The organism is Burkholderia sp. AU30280 (assembly GCF_020420125.1).
GTDB lineage: Bacteria > Pseudomonadota > Gammaproteobacteria > Burkholderiales > Burkholderiaceae > Burkholderia.
On record NZ_JAIZRY010000024.1, the window covers coordinates 1 to 16,240 of the forward strand.

At 68.8% G+C, this 16,240-nt stretch carries 16 protein-coding genes and 1 pseudogene; 9 read left to right on the forward strand and 8 right to left on the reverse strand.

Annotated features, from left to right (window positions below; all coding sequences use genetic code 11):
• Positions 1-117, forward strand: a pseudogene (locus LGN17_RS35005) (IS5/IS1182 family transposase); the annotation flags it as partial.
• A 191-nt stretch (positions 118-308) separates the two neighbouring features.
• Complete coding sequence (gene msrA, locus LGN17_RS35010) at positions 309-869, forward strand: peptide-methionine (S)-S-oxide reductase MsrA (RefSeq protein WP_175950911.1); 561 nt, start codon at positions 309-311, stop codon at positions 867-869.
• A gap of 22 nt (positions 870-891) precedes the next feature.
• Here msrA and LGN17_RS35015 read toward each other — a convergent pair whose 3' ends face one another.
• From LGN17_RS35015 to pdxH, 3 genes are all read right to left on the reverse strand, one after another.
• Positions 892-2,187: a DUF72 domain-containing protein gene (locus tag LGN17_RS35015; RefSeq protein ID WP_226201377.1), complete on the reverse strand. Its 1,296-nt coding sequence runs from the start codon at positions 2,185-2,187 to the stop codon at positions 892-894.
• A 23-nt stretch (positions 2,188-2,210) separates the two neighbouring features.
• Positions 2,211-3,431, reverse strand: a complete 1,221-nt coding sequence (locus tag LGN17_RS35020; protein WP_175950913.1) for an SAM-dependent methyltransferase — start codon at positions 3,429-3,431, stop codon at positions 2,211-2,213.
• A gap of 121 nt (positions 3,432-3,552) precedes the next feature.
• Entirely contained in the window at positions 3,553-4,197 is a 645-nt protein-coding gene (gene pdxH, locus LGN17_RS35025; protein ID WP_175950914.1) for a pyridoxamine 5'-phosphate oxidase, read from the reverse strand.
• Positions 4,198-4,325: 128 nt separating this feature from the next.
• Here pdxH and LGN17_RS35030 point away from each other — a divergent pair, with 128 nt between their 5' ends.
• The gene (locus tag LGN17_RS35030) at positions 4,326-5,183 is read left to right on the forward strand and encodes a ThiF family adenylyltransferase (protein ID WP_226201378.1); all 858 of its coding nucleotides are present in this window, start codon (positions 4,326-4,328) and stop codon (positions 5,181-5,183) included.
• A gap of 115 nt (positions 5,184-5,298) precedes the next feature.
• On the opposite strand, the gene trxA is transcribed toward LGN17_RS35030, so the two are convergent.
• The gene (gene trxA / locus LGN17_RS35035) at positions 5,299-6,147 is read right to left on the reverse strand and encodes a thioredoxin (protein WP_226201379.1); all 849 of its coding nucleotides are present in this window, start codon (positions 6,145-6,147) and stop codon (positions 5,299-5,301) included.
• Between the two features lie 52 nt (positions 6,148-6,199).
• Entirely contained in the window at positions 6,200-7,081 is an 882-nt protein-coding gene (locus LGN17_RS35040) for a pirin family protein (protein WP_226201380.1), read from the reverse strand.
• Positions 7,082-7,340: 259 nt separating this feature from the next.
• Between LGN17_RS35040 and LGN17_RS35045 the strand changes: the two genes are divergently transcribed.
• Positions 7,341-8,219: an EamA family transporter gene (locus LGN17_RS35045; protein ID WP_226201400.1), complete on the forward strand. Its 879-nt coding sequence runs from the start codon at positions 7,341-7,343 to the stop codon at positions 8,217-8,219.
• A gap of 45 nt (positions 8,220-8,264) precedes the next feature.
• On the opposite strand, the gene LGN17_RS35050 is transcribed toward LGN17_RS35045, so the two are convergent.
• On the reverse strand, positions 8,265-9,791 hold the full coding sequence (locus LGN17_RS35050) for an N-acetylmuramoyl-L-alanine amidase (protein WP_175950918.1): 1,527 nt from the start codon (positions 9,789-9,791) through the stop codon (positions 8,265-8,267).
• A complete protein-coding gene (gene tsaE, locus LGN17_RS35055; protein WP_226201381.1) occupies positions 9,773-10,327 on the reverse strand; it encodes a tRNA (adenosine(37)-N6)-threonylcarbamoyltransferase complex ATPase subunit type 1 TsaE in 555 nt (184 codons plus the stop codon). The genes LGN17_RS35050 and tsaE overlap by 19 nt, the downstream gene beginning before the upstream one ends.
• A 17-nt stretch (positions 10,328-10,344) precedes the next feature.
• Here tsaE and queG point away from each other — a divergent pair, with 17 nt between their 5' ends.
• The 3 genes from queG (at position 10,345) to xerD (ending at position 13,062) form a co-directional block, all read left to right on the forward strand.
• Entirely contained in the window at positions 10,345-11,580 is a 1,236-nt protein-coding gene (gene queG, locus LGN17_RS35060; RefSeq protein WP_226201382.1) for a tRNA epoxyqueuosine(34) reductase QueG, read from the forward strand.
• Positions 11,581-11,644: 64 nt separating this feature from the next.
• Complete coding sequence (locus LGN17_RS35065; RefSeq protein WP_034190552.1) at positions 11,645-12,112, forward strand: methylated-DNA--[protein]-cysteine S-methyltransferase; 468 nt, start codon at positions 11,645-11,647, stop codon at positions 12,110-12,112.
• On the forward strand, positions 12,112-13,062 hold the full coding sequence (xerD, locus tag LGN17_RS35070; RefSeq protein ID WP_226201383.1) for a site-specific tyrosine recombinase XerD: 951 nt from the start codon (positions 12,112-12,114) through the stop codon (positions 13,060-13,062). Before LGN17_RS35065 ends, xerD begins: the two co-directional genes overlap by 1 nt.
• A gap of 48 nt (positions 13,063-13,110) precedes the next feature.
• Here xerD and LGN17_RS35075 read toward each other — a convergent pair whose 3' ends face one another.
• The gene (locus tag LGN17_RS35075; RefSeq protein WP_226201384.1) at positions 13,111-14,673 is read right to left on the reverse strand and encodes a class I adenylate-forming enzyme family protein; all 1,563 of its coding nucleotides are present in this window, start codon (positions 14,671-14,673) and stop codon (positions 13,111-13,113) included.
• A 251-nt stretch (positions 14,674-14,924) separates the two neighbouring features.
• On the opposite strand from LGN17_RS35075, the gene ybaK reads away from it, so the two are divergent.
• Together ybaK and plsY are read left to right on the forward strand one after the other, a co-directional pair.
• Positions 14,925-15,416 carry a Cys-tRNA(Pro) deacylase gene (ybaK, locus tag LGN17_RS35080; protein ID WP_226201385.1) on the forward strand — a complete coding sequence of 164 codons (492 nt, stop codon included), beginning with the start codon at positions 14,925-14,927 and terminating at the stop codon, positions 15,414-15,416.
• A gap of 108 nt (positions 15,417-15,524) precedes the next feature.
• Positions 15,525-16,163 carry a glycerol-3-phosphate 1-O-acyltransferase PlsY gene (gene plsY, locus LGN17_RS35085; RefSeq protein ID WP_226201386.1) on the forward strand — a complete coding sequence of 213 codons (639 nt, stop codon included), beginning with the start codon at positions 15,525-15,527 and terminating at the stop codon, positions 16,161-16,163.
• Positions 16,164-16,240: the final 77 nt, after the last annotated feature.

Here is a 16,240-nt window from a genome sequence, read left to right on the forward strand (position 1 = left end):
CACAACTTCAGACGCCTGCGCATTCGGTTCGAGCGCCTCGCCGCCATACACGAGGCGTTCATGAAAATCGCCGCCTGCGTCATTTGCTGGCGACACCTTCAAAAATCATTCTGTTAGCGTTTCTAAGTGTAGACGAGAAAACGGGCGTCCGGCCGCGCGCGACACCTGTGCATTCTGTCAGGTTCGCGCGCGGGTGAGATACTTGGCGAAGTGCCGCTGCGGCCCGTACGCGAGTGGGCAGCGGCGAGACGGAACGGTGGCGCCGGCGCATGCGTGCCGGCTGCCGACATCAACGAGGGACTGATTTCATGGTGAACGAGATGCTTGAAACCGCGACATTGGGAGGCGGGTGTTTCTGGTGCACGGAGGCGGTGTTTCTCGACGTCGATGGCGTGACGGCCGTCCAGTCGGGTTACGCCGGCGGTCATACGCGCAATCCCGGCTATCGCGACATCTGCGAGGGTGATACGGGCCACGCGGAAGTCGTCAACGTGACGTTCGATCCGGCGCGCATCGGCTATCGCGAGATCCTCGAGATCTTCTTCGCGACGCACGATCCGACCCAGTTGAACCGGCAGGGCAATGACGTCGGCACGCAATACCGTTCGGTCGTGTTCACCCATTCGGACGCGCAGCGCGAGACGGCGCTCGACGTCATCCGCGAACTGGAGCGCGAGCAGGTATTCGGGCAGCCGATCGTCACGCAGGTTGTGCCGCTCGACGGCAACTACTGGCCGGCCGAGGACTATCACCAGAACTATTACGCGCGTAACCCGGGGCAGGGCTACTGCTCGGTCGTGATCGGGCCGAAGCTCGCGAAATTCCGGCAGAAATTCTCGCACCGGCTGAAGTCGCTGCGCGGCGCGTAAGCGCGGCCGGCGCAAGCCGGTATCAAGCCGCCTCGTTGCGCCACTGCGCGCATGCGGCGGCGATCTCGCGCGCAAGCGCGATGCACGACAGCGGCGCGGAGCCTTCCGCCTTGTTGTTGATCGTGATGATCACGGGTTGCCCGGCCAGCGCATAGCGTGCGGCCAGTTCGGCGAGCGCCGAGCGCGTGGCCGGATCCTCGTCGACGAGCTTGTCGAACGGCTCGTACTTCGCCTTCGCCTGTTCGTACTTGAAACCGCCGTGCAGGCTCCAGCGCACGATCAGCGGGCCCGGCGCGTCGCCGTCGAGCAGCGCGAGCGCGGCGGCCTGGCGCAGCGGGTCGGGCATCCGGGCGTGCAGGCCGACGCAGTAGCGCACGCCGAGTGCTGCGAGTGCGCGGATGAAGCGCGGCGTGAGCAGGCTCGCGTCGCGAATCTCGATCGCATAGCGGGTGCCGTCGGCTTCGGGCGGCAGCGGCGGCAGCGCCGCGAAGAATGCGGCCAGCCGGTCGATCAGTGCGGCCGGCTGGGCGAGCAGCGGGTCGGGCAGCGGCGAGAACTGGAACACGAGCACGCCGGCTTTCCGGCCGAGCCCTTCGAGGCACGGCTGCACGAATTCGCGGGTGGCGAGATCCGCGTCGAGGAAGGTCGGGTTCGGCCCCGACGGTTCGCCGCGCCGGCCGCGGATGACAGCGTCGGTCACGGAGGCCGGCGCCTTCACGACGAAGCGGAAATCGTCGGGCACCTGCTGCGCATAGCGCAGGTAGTCGGCCACCGACAGCGGGCCGTAGAACGACCGGTCGAGGCTCACGCTTTTCAGCAGCGGATGCGCGCCGTACGCTTCAAGCCCTTCGCGCGACAGCTTGGTTTGCGCGAAATCCCCGTCGTAGACGATGCCGTCCCAACCGGGGAAATACCACGACGACGTGCCGAGCCGGACGTTCGGCGGCAGGCCGGCCGCTGCGGCGGCCACATCCGGCGCGATCGGCGCGGGCAGCACGCCGCGCCGGCGCCGGCCTTTCTTCGGTGGCGTAGCGGGCGGCGACGGCTCGTCCCACAGCAGGCCGGAAGCGGCAGGCAGCGTTTCGTCTGAGGGAATGGGGCGGGTGCGGGAGCGCGGAGCCGGGTGCGCGCCGTCAGACGCGCCCGGGCTCACGTGTTCGCTGGTGTCGGCACGCGGGCCATCGTCGTCGGGCGACGCGCGTGCAGCATCGGCCGGCACGCCGAACAGGTCGAATTGCCCGTCGGCGTGCGGCGCGTCGGCGTCGTCGTGCTGATGTCGTTGCGGCGGCGCCTTGCGCCGCGTCCTGCCGTCACCCATGCATGCCCAGCGTGAAGCGCTGCCTAGCGCGGCAGCGAGTGTTCGTACATATAGCGCCGCGACCACGGCAGCGTTTTTGCGCTTTGCCCGGCCTTGCGGCACACGATCTGGAAGATCGACACGTCGTCGTGCTCGAACGCATACGCGCAGCCGGCGAGATACACGCGCCAGATGCGGAATTTTTCGTCGTCGACGAGTTGTCGCGCGGCTTCTGCCTTCGCCTCGAAGTTTTCCGTCCAGATGTCGAGCGTGCGCGCATAGTGCCGCCGCAGGCTTTCGACGTCAATCGCTTCGAGCCCGCCGCGCTGCGCGGCTTCCAGCGCGAGGCTGATGTGCGGCAGCTCGCCGTCCGGGAACACGTAGCGGTCGATGAACTCGCCGCCGCCGAGCGCCGTCTCGCCGCTTTCCGCGTCGGTCGACGTGATCCCGTGGTTCATTGCGATGCCGTCGTCGGCGAGCAGGTCATGGACCCGCGAGAAATAGAGCGGCAGGTTCTTGCGCCCGACGTGCTCGAACATCCCGACGCTCGTGATGCGGTCGAACTGGCCGTCGATCTCGCGGTAGTCCTGCAGCCGGATCTCGATCCTGTCCTCCAGCCCGGCAGCCTTCACGCGCGCGGTCGCGAGGTCGAACTGGTTCTGCGACAGCGTGACGCCGAGGCACTGCGCGCCGAACTTCTGCGCGGCGCGCAGCACGAGCGCACCCCAGCCGCAGCCGATGTCGAGCAGGCGCTGGCCGGGCTGGAGCCGGATCTTCGTCAGGATGTGGTCGATCTTCTTGATCTGCGCGGTGGCGAGATCCTCGTCGCCGTTCTCGAAGTACGCGCACGAGTACACCATGTTCTCGTCGAGCCACAGCTGGTAGAACTCGTTCGAGACGTCGTAGTGATACTGGATCGCCTTCCTGTCGGTGTTCTTCGTGTGGCTGAAGTAGCGCTTCACGCGCGCCAGCTTGCTCGCGCTCGTCACGGTGCTGCGCGCGAGCGAGTAGCCGATGTTGATGATGTCCGACACCTTGCCCTCGATGTCGATCTTGCCCTTCACGTACGCCTCGCCGAGATTGTCGAGGCTCGGTTCGAGCAGGAGCGGCAACGCCGACGCGCTGTTCACCTTCAACGTGACCTGCGGTGCGCTGAAGGTGCCGAAATCGAGTTGATCGCCGTTCCACAGCACGAGGCGCGCCGGTATGTTCGCTTTCGCCCGTACTTCGTCCGCCCACTGTGCCAGCTTCTTTTCCCAGAACATTTGGATTCTCCGTTTGTTCGTTGAATCGAATACAGCCAAGTATCTTGACCGGCGCCCGCCGCTTGCGAGGCGGGCGCCCGGATGCAACACGAGACACGACCGGCGTGCGCCGGCGCCGCGCTTACGGCGACAGGCGCGAGATCGACCAGCCCGGCGACGTGTCGGCGTCGCGCGTGTAGAGCAGGCGGTCGTGCAGCCGCGACGGGCGGCCCTGCCAGAACTCGATCGAGTCGGGCACGAGGCGGTAGCCGCCCCAGTGCGGCGGGCGTGGCGGGTTCTCGCCGAAGCGTTCGCTGACGGCCTTTTCCTGCGCTTCGAGCGTGGCGCGGCTGTCGATCACCGCGCTCTGCTCGGATGCCCAGGCGCCGATGCGCGAGCCCAGCGGGCGCGACGCGAAATAGCGGTCGCTTTCCTCGGCGCTGGTTTTCTCGACCCGGCCTTCGATGCGGACCTGGCGCTCGAGCTCGATCCAGTAGAACAGCAGCGCGGCCTGCGGATGCGCGGCCAGATCGCGCCCCTTGCGGCTTTCGTAATTGGTAAAGAAGACGAACCCGCGTTCGTCGACGCCCTTGATGAGCACGATGCGTGCCGACGGCCGGCCATCGTCGCCGACGGTCGCGAGCGTCATCGTGTTCGGCTCGGGCAGCTTGGCGGCGAGCGCCTCCTTGAACCAGCGGTCGAACTGGGCGAAGGGGTCGTGGGCGACATCGGCTTCGTCGAGCGAAGCACGTGAGTAATTGATGCGGAGATCGGCGAGAGTCGTCATGTTATGCAAACGCTTCAATCTGGAACCATTGTAGCCAACGCGCGAGAAACGTGCGTGCACAGTGGCGCGTGCGAGCAGGGAGTTCAGGCAGAATAGAGGGCCGCACGACTTACGTTTTCCTTGCTGCCATGTCCGCCGCCGACGCTGCCCCGCCCAGTTCCTTTGATCTTACCCCGACCCCGGAAATCCAGCTTGACGTGGATCGCGCGCGGCGCTTCGGCGGCGTTGCGCGGTTGTACGGGGCGCCGGCCGCGGCCGCGTTCGAGCGCGCGCACGTCGCGGTGATCGGGATCGGCGGCGTCGGGTCGTGGGTGGCCGAGGCGCTCGCGCGCAACGCGGTCGGCACGCTGACGCTGATCGATCTCGACAACGTCGCCGAAAGCAATACGAACCGGCAGATCCACGCGCTCGACGGCAATTACGGCAAGCCGAAGGTCGACGCGATGGCCGAGCGGATCGCGCTGATCGATCCCGCGTGCCGCGTGAACCGGATCGAGGATTTCGTCGAGCCCGACAACTTCGATGCGCTGCTCGGCGGCGGTTTCGACTACGTGATCGACGCGATCGACAGCGTGCGCACGAAGGTCGCGCTGATCGCCTGGTGCGTCGCGAAGCGCCAGCCGCTCGTCGTGGTCGGCGGCGCGGGCGGCCAGCTCGACCCGACGCGCATCCGGATCGACGATCTCGCGCTGACGATCCAGGATCCGCTGCTGTCGAAGGTGCGCGCGCAGTTGCGCAAGCAGCACGGCTTTCCGCGCGGGCCGAAGGCGCGTTTCAAGGTCAGCGCCGTGTATTCGGACGAGCCGCTGATCTATCCGGAAGCGGCCGCCTGCGACCTCGAGGACGGCGCCGAGCCGTCCGCGGCCGCGCACGTCGCGGGGCTCAACTGTGCGGGATTCGGTTCGAGCGTATGCGTGACCGCGAGCTTCGGCTTCGCGGCCGCCGCGCATGCGCTGCGTGCGATCGCGGCGCAGGCCGCCGGCTGAGCCGCGGTGAATCGCGGTCGTCGACGCATGCTGCGGCGCGTGACGCGCGCCGTCGCATGTCCTGCGGGGCGATTTTGCAGCCGGGCCGTTGCGGCCCGGACGGTCACGCATCCGTTCAGTTGAGCGCCATGCTCAGCCTGCGCCGCCACCCGGCGACGAGGTCCGGGCGATCGCCGGCCAGCTCGAACACCGAGATCATCGTGCGGCGGCCGAGATCGTCGCCGTACGTGCGGTCGCGCGTCACGATTTCCAGCAACTGCTCCAGCGCGCCTTCATACGCGCGCCGCGCGATCAGGCTCTGCGCGAGATCGAAACGCGCGTCGAGATCGGCCGGGTTCGCCGCGATGCGCGCTTCGAGCGCATCGGTCGGCGGCAGGTCGGCCGTGGCGTCGAGTGCGTCGAAACGGGTCTTGATCGCCTGGTAGCGCGGGTCGCCGTTCTGCACGGTCTGCGGCGACAGGCGCTCGGTCTCGGCGCGCGCGGCGTCGACCTGGTTGCTCGCGAGCAGCAGTTCGATCAAGTCGAGGCGCGCGTCGTCGAAGCCGGGGTTCAGCGCGAGCGCCGCCTCGAGGTGCGCGAGCGCGTCGTCGTGGCGCGCCTCGGCCATCGCGTCCTGCGCGGCACGCCGTTCGGCTTCCTCGGGCGCCGGCAGCAGCCGGTCGAGGAATGCGCGCAGCTGGCCTTCGGGCAGCACGCCGACGAACTGGTCGACGGGGCGCCCGTCGGCGAACGCGATCACGTGCGGGATGCTGCGCGTCTGGAAGTGCGCGGCGAGTTCCTGGTTCTCGTCGACGTTGACCTTCACGAGCTTCCAGCGGCCTTCGTAGTCGCCTTCGAGCTTTTCCAGCAGCGGGCCGAGCGTCTTGCAGGGGCCGCACCAGGGCGCCCAGAAGTCGACCAGCACGGGGGCGTCCAGCGACGCCTCGATGACGTCTTTCTCGAATGTGGCAAGCGTGGTGTCCATGTCGTTCTCTTCCGTTCGAATGTCGTCAGGATGGGGGCGGCGCGCCCCTTTTTCAACGCGGTTTCGACTCGGGCAGCGGAATCCATTCGGTCTCGCCCGGCACCTTGCCCATTTCCTGGCGCGTCCAGGCCGCTTTCGCGTGCTCGATCGCCTCGCGGCTGCTGGCGACGAAATTCCATTCGATGAAGCGCTCGCCGTCGATCCTGTCGCCGCCGAGCAGCATCGCACGCGCGCCGCTGCCGCTCGTCAGCGTGACCGCGGCGCCGGGCGCGAGCACGGCCATCTGTTCGGCCGGCACCGGCGTGCCGTCGATCGCGAGTTCGCCGTCGACCACGTAGACCGCGCGCTCCTCGTGCGACGCGTCGAGTTCGAGACGGCCGCCGGCCGCGAATTCGGCCGCGACGTACAGCGTGCGCGAGAACGTCGTGACCGGCGAGCGCAGTCCGAACGCGTCGCCGGCGATCACCGTCAGCGACACGCCGTCCTCGATGCGCTTCGGCAGCGTGTCGGCCGCATGATGCTCGAACGACGGCTCGGTCGTCTCGTGCGCGCGCGGCAGCGCGACCCAGGTCTGGATCCCGTGGACGGTGTGGCCGTTTTCGCGCTGCGCGTCGGGCGTGCGTTCCGAATGGACGATCCCGCGGCCGGCCGTCATCCAGTTCACATCGCCCGGCACGATCTCCTGCCGCGAGCCGAGGCTGTCGCGGTGCAGGATCGCGCCGTCGAACAGATAGGTGACGGTGGCGAGGCCGATATGCGGATGCGGGCGCACGTCGAGCCCCGTGCCGGGCGGCAGCGTGGCGGGCCCCATGTGATCGAAGAAGATGAACGGGCCGACGAGGCGGGCGGCGAGTGCGGGCAGCGTGCGGCGCACCTGCAGGTTGCCGATGTCGCGCACGTGCGGCTTCAGCAGGGCTTTGATCGGAGCGGTCATGGCGGATCCTGTGGGCGGCGGCGGGGGATGTCGGTCATTGTACTGGCCGTCCGCCGATTCCATGCGCGCCGCGCGGGTATCGGACCGGCGGCTGAAACCCGGTAGACTGACCCGCTTCTCGGCAAAACGCCGGGCCGCCCCGCTTTTTCGCTCCAACGGAAGTCCCGTTAGGCGCCGGCCGCCTCGGGGCGCCCGGCGCAAAGCGACGGGGCCTGGGAGCACCTTGCCCGACCATTCGACAATCGAGGAGACGCCGATGATGGCCCCGAAGGACTTGCTGCTTGCGCTGGTCGTGATTCTGGCGTGGGGCGTGAACTTCGTCGTGATCAAGGTTGGCCTGCACGGGATGCCGCCGATGCTGCTCGGCGCGCTGCGCTTCACGCTCGCGGCCGTGCCCGCGGTGTTCTTCGTGCGGCGGCCGCAGATTCCGTGGCGCCTGCTGGTGCTGTACGGCGCGACGATCCAGCTCGGCCAGTTCGTGTTCCTGTTCACCGGCATGTACGTCGGCATGCCGGCCGGCCTCGCGTCGCTCGTGCTGCAGTCGCAGGCGTTCTTCACGCTCGTGTTCGCGATGCTGTTCCTCGGCGAGCGGCTGCGCATGCAGAACCTGCTTGGCCTCGCGATCGCCGCCGGCGGGCTCGTCGTGATCGCGGCGCAGGGTGGCCGCGCGATGACGCTCGCGGGCTTCCTGCTGACGATCTGCTCGGCGGCGATGTGGGCGTTCGGCAATATCGTCACGAAGAAGGTCGGCCGTGCGAACCTCGTGTCGCTCGTCGTGTGGGCCAGCCTCGTGCCGCCCGTGCCGTTCTTCCTGCTGTCGCTGTGGTTCGAAGGACCGCAGCGGATCGCGACCGCACTCGCCGGGCTCGACGGCGCGTCGATCTTCGCGGTCGTCTATCTCGCGTTCGTCGCGACGTTGCTCGGCTACGGGCTGTGGAGCCGCCTGCTGTCGCGCTATCCGGCCGCGCAGGTCGCGCAGTTCTCGCTGCTGGTGCCGATCGTCGGCCTTGCGTCGGCGGCGCTGCTGCTCGACGAGCATCTGACGCGCACGCAGCTGATCGGCGCGGCGCTCGTGATGGGCGGGCTCGCGGTGAACGTGTTCGGCGGGAAACTGATGCGCCGCTTCGCGGCATCGTGACGCGCCGGCACGCACTGCGTGCCGGCGGCGGGGAAGGGGCGGCGCTCAGGCCATCCGGTTCTTCGCGAGCGGGGGATTCGCGGCGAAATAACGCTTGATGCCGCGGAAGATCGCATCGGCCATCTCGTCGCGATAGCTGTCGTCGTTGAGCTTGCGCTCTTCGTCCGGGTTGCTGATGAACGCGGTCTCGACGAGGATCGACGGAATGTCGGGCGCCTTCAGCACCGCGAAGCCGGCCTGCTCGACCGAGCCCTTGTGCAGCTTGTTGATGCCGCCGACTTCCTTCAGCACGTAGTTGCCGTAGCGCAGCGAATCGCGGATCTGCGCGGTCGTCGACATGTCGAACAGCGCGCGGCTCACGGCCGCGTCCGTCGTCTTGATGTTGATGCCGCCGATCAGGTCGGACGAGTTTTCCTTGTTCGCCATCCAGCGTGCCGCGGCGCTCGTCGCGCCGTGATCGGACAGCGCGAACACCGACGAGCCGCGCGCGGACGGCGTCGTGAACGCGTCCGCGTGGATCGACACGAAGAGATCGGCGCCGACGCGGCGCGCCTTCTGCACGCGCACGTTCAGCGGCACGAAGAAGTCGGCGTCGCGCGTCATCATCGCGCGCATGTTCGGTGCGCCGTCGATCTTCGCGCGCAGCTTCTTCGCGATGTCGAGCGCGATGTGCTTCTCGTACGTGCCGCCGCCGCCGATCGCGCCCGGATCCTCGCCGCCGTGGCCCGGATCGATCGCAACCGTCAGCAGGCGGACGGTGCCGCCCTTGCCGGATTTCGGCGCGGTGAACTTGTAGGTGTCGCCGTCGTCGTCGCTGTCGTCGCGGCGCGCGATGACGGGCGGCGGCTTGACGGCCGGCTTCGCGGGTGTCGAAGGCGTGGCCGCGGCGGGCGGCGTGTGCGGCGTGCCCGGCGTGTTCTGCGCGAAGCGCTGGAAGAACGCGTCGCTGTTGTCGCCCGCGGCGGGCGGCGGGGTACCCGGACCGGCCAGCGTGGTCGGCGGCTGCATCTGCTGCGCGCGCGCGGTGTCGTTGAGCGCCTGCTCCTTGCGTTCCGTCTGCGCGATCAGGTCGGACAGCGGATCGGGCGCGACGGCCGGATACAGGTCGAACACGAGCCGGTACTTGTAGGTGCCGACCGGCGGCAGCGTGAACACCTGCGGCTTCACCGAGCCTTTCAGGTCGAACACCATTCGCACGACGTGCGGCTGATACTGGCCGACGCGCACCGACTGGATCTGCGGATCGTTCGGCGCGATCTTCGACACGAGGTCGCGCAGCGCCTGGTCGAGGTCGAGGCCGGTCAGGTCGACCACGAGACGGTCGGGCCCCTGAAGCAGCTGTTGGCTATTCTGCAGCGGCTGGTCGGATTCGATCGTGACGCGCGTGTAATCGCGTGCGGGCCACACGCGCACGCCGAGCACCGACGACGCGTGCGCGAGCCGCGGTGCGACGAGACCGAGCACCAGCGTCGACGCGCCCGCGCACAGGATCTGGCGGCGCCGCCAGTTGTGCGTCGCGGTGGCCGCCGATTCGATCGAGCGGAACGGTTTGATCAACATCTTTCGAGACATGCCTTTCCTGAAGCGCTGTACGCCCGGACGGTGAGGGCGCGGCCGTCGCCATCCACGTCGAGCGAGAAAACCAGATCGGGTACGCCGAGCAGCGTGCCCGCCTGTTGCGGCCATTCGACGAGGCAAATCGCGCTGGAATTGAAATATTCGCGAAAGCCTGCGTCGGACCATTCGGCCGGATCGTTGAAACGATACAGATCGAAGTGATAGACCTCGAGTTCCCCATCGTCGCGTTCGAGCGCATACGGCTCGACGAGCGTGTAGGTCGGGCTGCGCACGCGCCCCGTGTGGCCGAGGCCACGCAGGATCGCGCGTACGAGGGACGTCTTGCCCGCGCCGAGATCGCCGACCAGCTGGATCTGCAGCCCGTCGAACGCATGCGCGCGGGCGAGCTCGGTGCGCGCCGCATCGAGCGCGTGCGCGAAGCGGGTGCCGAAGGCCTCGGTCGCCGCTTCGTCGGCGAGCGCGATCACGCGCTCCGCGAGCAGGGCGGGCAGCATGGCGGCGTGAGGCGGTTGGCTGGGCGTGGCTGGCATTCTCGTAAAATAGTGCGATGAACCGATTACCGGAACTCGCCGCATCCGACAGGCCTTCGACTCGTGCCGAAGGCGCGGCACCGTGCGCGCTCGACGATGCGGCGTTGACTGCGCTCGCCGCGCGCATCAGGGCGTGGGGGCGCGAATTGGGTTTCGGGGCGATCGGCATCAGCGATACCGATCTCTCGGATGCCGAAGCAGGCCTCGCTGCCTGGCTGGAAGCCGGTTACCACGGCGAAATGGATTATATGGCGAAACATGGGATGAAACGCGCGCGTCCGGCCGAACTTGTGGCCGGTACGCGACGCGTGATTTCCGCCCGGCTCGCCTATCTGCCGGCCGAAACGCTCGCCGCCGCCGCCCCCGGCGGCGAGCCGGGCGCGCTCGTGGCGCACGACTGGCGCGCGCGCGAACGGGCCCGGCTCGACGATCCGCAGGCGGCCGTCGTGTCGATCTACGCACGCGGCCGCGACTATCACAAGGTGCTGCGCAACCGGCTGCAGACGCTCGCCGAGCGCGTCGAGCAGGAGATCGGCGCGTTCGGCTACCGCGTGTTCACCGATTCGGCGCCCGTGCTCGAGGTCGAGCTCGCGCAGAAGGCGGGCGTCGGCTGGCGCGGCAAGCATACGCTGCTGCTGCAGCGCGATGCGGGCTCGCTGTTCTTCCTCGGCGAGATCTACGTCGACGTTCCGCTGCCGACCGACGCGCACACGTCCCCCGACACCGCGCCCGAGACGCCCGGCGCGCACTGTGGCAGCTGCACGCGCTGCATCGACGCCTGCCCGACCGGCGCGATCGTCGAGCCGTACCGCGTCGATGCGCGCCGCTGCATCTCGTACCTGACGATCGAACTGAAAGGCAGCATCCCCGAGCCGCTGCGGCCGATGATCGGTAATCGCGTGTACGGCTGCGACGACTGCCAGCTCGTGTGCCCGTGGAACAAGTTCGCGCAGGCCGCGCCCGTCGCCGATTTCGACGTGCGGCACGGCCTCGACCGCGCGACGCTCGTCGAGCTGTTTGCGTGGGATGCGGACACGTTCGATACGCGGATGCAGGGCAGTGCGATCCGGCGCATCGGCTACGAAAGCTGGCTGCGCAATCTCGCGGTCGGGCTCGGCAATGCGCTGCGCGCGGACGCGGGCCGGCTCGCGCCGCAGGCGCGCGATGCGATCGTCGCCGCGTTGCGCGCACGGGCCGACGATCCGTCGCCGGTCGTGCGCGAGCATGTCGAATGGGCGCTGCGTGCCGCGTGAAGGCGGCGTAAAGTGTCGTCGGCGCGCGGCCGTGCCGCGCGTATCCATCGGTCAGGAGAGGGCCATGTTCAATGCAGTCATCGACGCGCCGTTCGGCAAGGTCGGCATCCGCACGGACGCCGCGGTGGTGCGCGAGATCGTCTATCTGCCCGAGTCGGTGAAGTCGGTCGATCCGGATTCGCCGCTCGCGAAGCGCGCGGTCAAGCAGATCGAACGTTATTTCGAGCGCGCGTCGGCGCGCTTCGACCTGCCGCTTGCCGAGGTCGGCAGCGCGTTCCAGCACCGCGTGTGGGACGTGATCAGCGATATCCCGCCCGGCACGGTGCTGACCTACGGCCAGGTCGCGAAACGGATCGGCAGCGCGCCGCGCGCGGTCGGCCAGGCGTGCGGCGCGAATTACTTCCCGCTCGTGATTCCGTGCCATCGCGTCGTCGCGGCAGGTGGCCTCGGCGGCTTTGCGAACCACGACGACAATGGCTACTACCAGAAAGTGAAGCGCTGGCTGCTGGCGCACGAAGGCGTGCCGTACTGATGAATGAACCGCTGATTTCCCCCGACGCCGACGGCGATGCCGCCGAAGCGTCCCCCGCGCTGCTGGCGAGCCGCGCGTCGATCGACGTGTTTTGCGATGCGCTGTGGCTCGAGCACGGGCTCGCACGCAATACGCTCGACGCGTACCGGCGCGATCTCGTGCTGTTTTCCCAATGGCTGGCAGAGACGCACGACGCGTCGCTCGATTCGGCTGACGAAGCGATGGTGACCGGCTACATCGCCGCGCGCAGCGACGGCAAGGCGACGTCGTCGAACCGGCGGCTGTCCGTGTTTCGGCGCTATTACGGCTGGGCCGTGCGCGAGCATCGCGCGAGCGCCGACCCGACGCTGAGGATCATGTCCGCGAAACAGGCCGTCCGGTTTCCGTCGACGTTGTCGGAGGCGCAGGTCGAGGCGCTGCTCGGCGCGCCCGACATCGGCACGCCGCTCGGCCTGCGCGATCGCACGATGCTCGAGCTGATGTATGCGAGCGGGTTGCGCGTGAGCGAGCTCGTGACGCTGAAGACCGTCGAGGTCGGGCTCAACGAGGGCGTCGTGCGCGTGATGGGCAAGGGCTCGAAGGAGCGGCTCGTGCCGTTCGGCGAAGTCGCGCATGGCTGGATCGAGCGCTACCTGCGCGACGCGCGGCCGGCGCTGCTCGGTGCGCGCGCGGCCGACGCGCTGTTCGTGACCGCGCGCGGCGACGGGATGACGCGCCAGCAGTTCTGGAACATCATCAAGCGTCACGCGCAGCACGCGGACGTGCGCGCACACCTGTCGCCGCACACGCTGCGGCACGCGTTCGCGACGCACCTGCTGAACCATGGCGCCGACCTGCGCGTGGTGCAGCTGCTGCTCGGTCACAGCGACATCTCGACCACGCAGATCTATACGCACGTCGCGCGCGAGCGCTTGAAGACGCTGCACGCGCAACACCATCCGCGCGGCTAGCGCATCCGGTGCGGCGCCGGCTGTGTCACGCGCAACGGCCCGTTCGGGTCAGACCAGCTCGCGCAGTTTGTGCTTCAGCACCTTGCCCGTCGACGCGGCAGGCAGCGCGTCGAGCGCACGGATGTGCGCGGGGCGTTTGTAGGGCGCGAGCCGCTCCGCACACCATGCGTGCAGCGCCGCTTCGTCCGCCGTCGCGGCGGGCACCAGCTCGACGAACGCGAGCACTTCCTCGTTGCCTTCGACCGCGCGGCCGATGACGGCCGCCTGCACGACGTCCGGATGCGCGTTCAGCACCTGCTCGACTTCGACCGGATAGACGTTGAAGCCCGACCGGATGATCAGCTCCTTGCTGCGGCCCGCGATCGTCACCGCGCCGTCCGCCTCCTGCCGCGCGAGATCGCCGGTGCTCAGCCAGCCGTCCGGCGACACCGCCGCGCGTGTCGCGTCCGCGTTGCGGTAGTAGCCGAGCATCACGTTCGGCCCGCGCACGCGGATCTCGCCGACTTCACCCGGCGGCACGTCGGTGCCGTCCGGCGCGACGATCCGCATCTCCACGCCGGGAATCGGCACGCCGACCGAGCTGTCGGTGCGCGGCGCGTCGAGCGGCGTCTGCGTGATCGTCGGGCTGCTTTCGGTCATGCCGTAGCCGTTGTGCAGCGGCACGCCGTACAGGCGCTCGACGCGCGCCTTCAAGTTCGCGTCGAGCGGCGAGCCGCCCGAATACGCGAAGCGCAGGCGTGGCGCGCGCCATGCGTGGCCGTGCGTGTGCAGGTGTTCGAGCAGCTTCGCGTGCATCGCGGGTACGCCCTGGAAGATCGTGACGCCTTCGTCTGCGAGCGCGACGCGCACGGCCTCTGGCGAGAAGCGCGGCGCGAGCCGCAGCGTCGCGCCCGCATACAGGCTGCCGAGGCAGACCGACGCGAGCCCGTACACGTGCGACACGGGCAGCACGGTGTAGACGACGTCGTCGGGCGACACGCGGCGCAGCATGCTCGACGTCGCCGCGATGAACAGCAGGTTGCGATGCGACAGCATCACGCCTTTCGGCGTGCCGGTCGTGCCGGTCGTGTAGATCAGCGCCGCGCATTGCGCCGCGCCGTCGGTGGCGACCGGTTCGCCCGGTGCGTTCGCGTCGATGCGATACGACCACGCACCGATGTCGACCGGCAGCGTGCCGGCAGGTGCTGCGCCGTGCCGTTCGGCATGCGTGCGCGCATCGGGCGATGCGTCGGTGGTGAACGCGATCAGCTTCGGACGCGCGTGCGCGGCAATCGCGTCGAGCTCGCTGGCCGACAATCGCGCGTTCGACACGAGCGCCCACGCGTCGAGACGTGCGACCGCGAACAGCAGCACGATCTGCGCGACGCAGTTTTCGGCGACGATCATCACGCGGTCGCCGCCTTGCACGCCGAGGTTGGCGAGCCGCGCAGCCGCCGCATCGACGGCCTGCGACAGATCGCCGTACGACAGGCGGCGCGCGTCCTCGATCAGCGCCGGGTGCGCGGGTGCCCGCGCGGCCCAGCGCGCGGGCACGTCGGCGATGCGGCGAGGCAGCGCGGCGAGCAGGGCCTCGACGTCGAGCGGCTCGGAGGAACGGAGGGACGAGGACATGGCGTCTCCAGAAAAGGGGCGGGCGGCTGACGAGTTAGGCGAACGATCGTGCCACGATGGCGCACGCGCCACAATCGGCCATTCGGGCAATAGCGCTTCGCGCTGTCCGCAATGATGATGGACGGAATCGTTGCGGCGGCGCGGCAGGCCGCCCGGCGGAGGGCCGCCCCGCGGAAAACGGGCCGCGAGTATAACGCCGGCGCGGGCGCACCCATGCGCGCCCGCCGGTCGTTCACCATTAAAATGCCGTCATGAGCAAATCCAGGCATGTGTCCGAAACCCCCGCGACCCAGTTGTTGCGCCGCCACGGCGTCGCGTTCGGCGAGCACCCGTACGACTACGTCGAGCACGGCGGCACCGGCGAATCGGCGCGCCAGCTCGGCGTCGACGAGCACAGCGTCGTGAAGACGCTCGTGATGGAAGATGAACACGCGAGGCCGCTGATCGTGCTGATGCACGGCGACCGCACCGTGTCGACGAAGAACCTCGCGCGGCAGATCGGCGCGAAGCGCATCGAGCCGTGCAAGCCCGAGGTCGCGAACCGCCATTCGGGCTATCTCGTCGGCGGCACGTCGCCGTTCGGCACGCGCAAGGCGATGCCCGTCTACGTCGAGGCGACGATCCTCGAGCTGCCGACGATCTACCTGAACGGCGGCCGTCGCGGCTACCTCGTCAGCCTCGCGCCGGCGGTGCTCACGTCGCTGCTCGGCGCGCAGCCCGTGCAGTGCGCAAGTGTCGACTGAGGGTTTCACCTTCGTGGCAGGCCGCGCGCGTTCGGTAGAATGGGCGCCGTTTCGGCGTGCCGCGCGCAGCCGTCCCTTTACCGATACGTTGAAAGAAGAGTCCTCCGCATGCAGATCCTGCTCGCCGCCCTCGTTGCCTACCTGATCGGATCGGTGTCGTTCGCCGTCGTCGTCAGTGGCGCGATGGGCCTGGCCGACCCGCGTTCGTACGGGTCGAAGAATCCCGGCGCGACCAACGTGCTGCGCAGCGGCAACAAGAAGGCCGCGATCCTCACGCTCGTCGGCGACGCGTTCAAGGGCTGGTTCGCCGTCTGGCTCGCCCGGCACTTCGGGCTGCCCGACGTCGCGGTCGCATGGGTCGCGATCGCCGTGTTCCTCGGCCACCTGTATCCGGTGTTCTTCCGCTTCCAGGGCGGCAAGGGCGTCGCCACCGCGGCCGGCGTGCTGCTCGCCGTGCACCCGGTGCTCGGGCTTGCGACCGCGCTGACCTGGCTGATCGTCGCGTTCTTCTTCCGCTATTCGTCGCTCGCGGCGCTGGTGGCGGCCGTGTTCGCGCCGGTGTTCGACGTGTTCCTGTTCGGCACGGGCCACAACCCGGTCGCGTGGGCCGTGCTGGCAATGAGCGTACTGCTCGTGTGGCGTCACCGCGGCAACATTTCGAAGCTGCTGGCGGGGCAGGAGAGCCGGATCGGCGACAAGAAGAAGGCAGCCGCGGACGGCGGCGCGCAGGGCGGCGGGAAAGCCTGAGGAAGGACGGCGCTTGCCGCATGCCGGGCGCGCCGCGTGTGCGGGGCCCGGCAGGATGACGTGGCGGATTGCCCGGC

Excerpts from the sequence above, each read along its gene's own strand:
- LGN17_RS35075 (WP_226201384.1), bottom strand. The coding sequence starts at position 14,673 with ATGTCCTCGTCCCTCCGTTCCTCCGAGCCGCTCGACGTCGAGGCCCTG.
- LGN17_RS35015 (WP_226201377.1), bottom strand. The coding sequence starts at position 2,187 with ATGGGTGACGGCAGGACGCGGCGCAAGGCGCCGCCGCAACGACATCAG.
- LGN17_RS35040 (WP_226201380.1), bottom strand. The coding sequence starts at position 7,081 with ATGACCGCTCCGATCAAAGCCCTGCTGAAGCCGCACGTGCGCGACATC.
- msrA (WP_175950911.1), top strand. The coding sequence starts at position 309 with ATGGTGAACGAGATGCTTGAAACCGCGACATTGGGAGGCGGGTGTTTC.
- queG (WP_226201382.1), top strand. The coding sequence starts at position 10,345 with ATGAACCGATTACCGGAACTCGCCGCATCCGACAGGCCTTCGACTCGT.
- LGN17_RS35020 (WP_175950913.1), bottom strand. The coding sequence starts at position 3,431 with ATGTTCTGGGAAAAGAAGCTGGCACAGTGGGCGGACGAAGTACGGGCG.
- LGN17_RS35050 (WP_175950918.1), bottom strand. The coding sequence starts at position 9,791 with ATGTCTCGAAAGATGTTGATCAAACCGTTCCGCTCGATCGAATCGGCG.
- xerD (WP_226201383.1), top strand. The coding sequence starts at position 12,112 with ATGAATGAACCGCTGATTTCCCCCGACGCCGACGGCGATGCCGCCGAA.
- LGN17_RS35030 (WP_226201378.1), top strand. The coding sequence starts at position 4,326 with ATGTCCGCCGCCGACGCTGCCCCGCCCAGTTCCTTTGATCTTACCCCG.
- LGN17_RS35065 (WP_034190552.1), top strand. The coding sequence starts at position 11,645 with ATGTTCAATGCAGTCATCGACGCGCCGTTCGGCAAGGTCGGCATCCGC.
- ybaK (WP_226201385.1), top strand. The coding sequence starts at position 14,925 with ATGAGCAAATCCAGGCATGTGTCCGAAACCCCCGCGACCCAGTTGTTG.
- trxA (WP_226201379.1), bottom strand. The coding sequence starts at position 6,147 with ATGGACACCACGCTTGCCACATTCGAGAAAGACGTCATCGAGGCGTCG.
- plsY (WP_226201386.1), top strand. The coding sequence starts at position 15,525 with ATGCAGATCCTGCTCGCCGCCCTCGTTGCCTACCTGATCGGATCGGTG.
- LGN17_RS35045 (WP_226201400.1), top strand. The coding sequence starts at position 7,341 with ATGGCCCCGAAGGACTTGCTGCTTGCGCTGGTCGTGATTCTGGCGTGG.
- tsaE (WP_226201381.1), bottom strand. The coding sequence starts at position 10,327 with ATGCCAGCCACGCCCAGCCAACCGCCTCACGCCGCCATGCTGCCCGCC.
- pdxH (WP_175950914.1), bottom strand. The coding sequence starts at position 4,197 with ATGACGACTCTCGCCGATCTCCGCATCAATTACTCACGTGCTTCGCTC.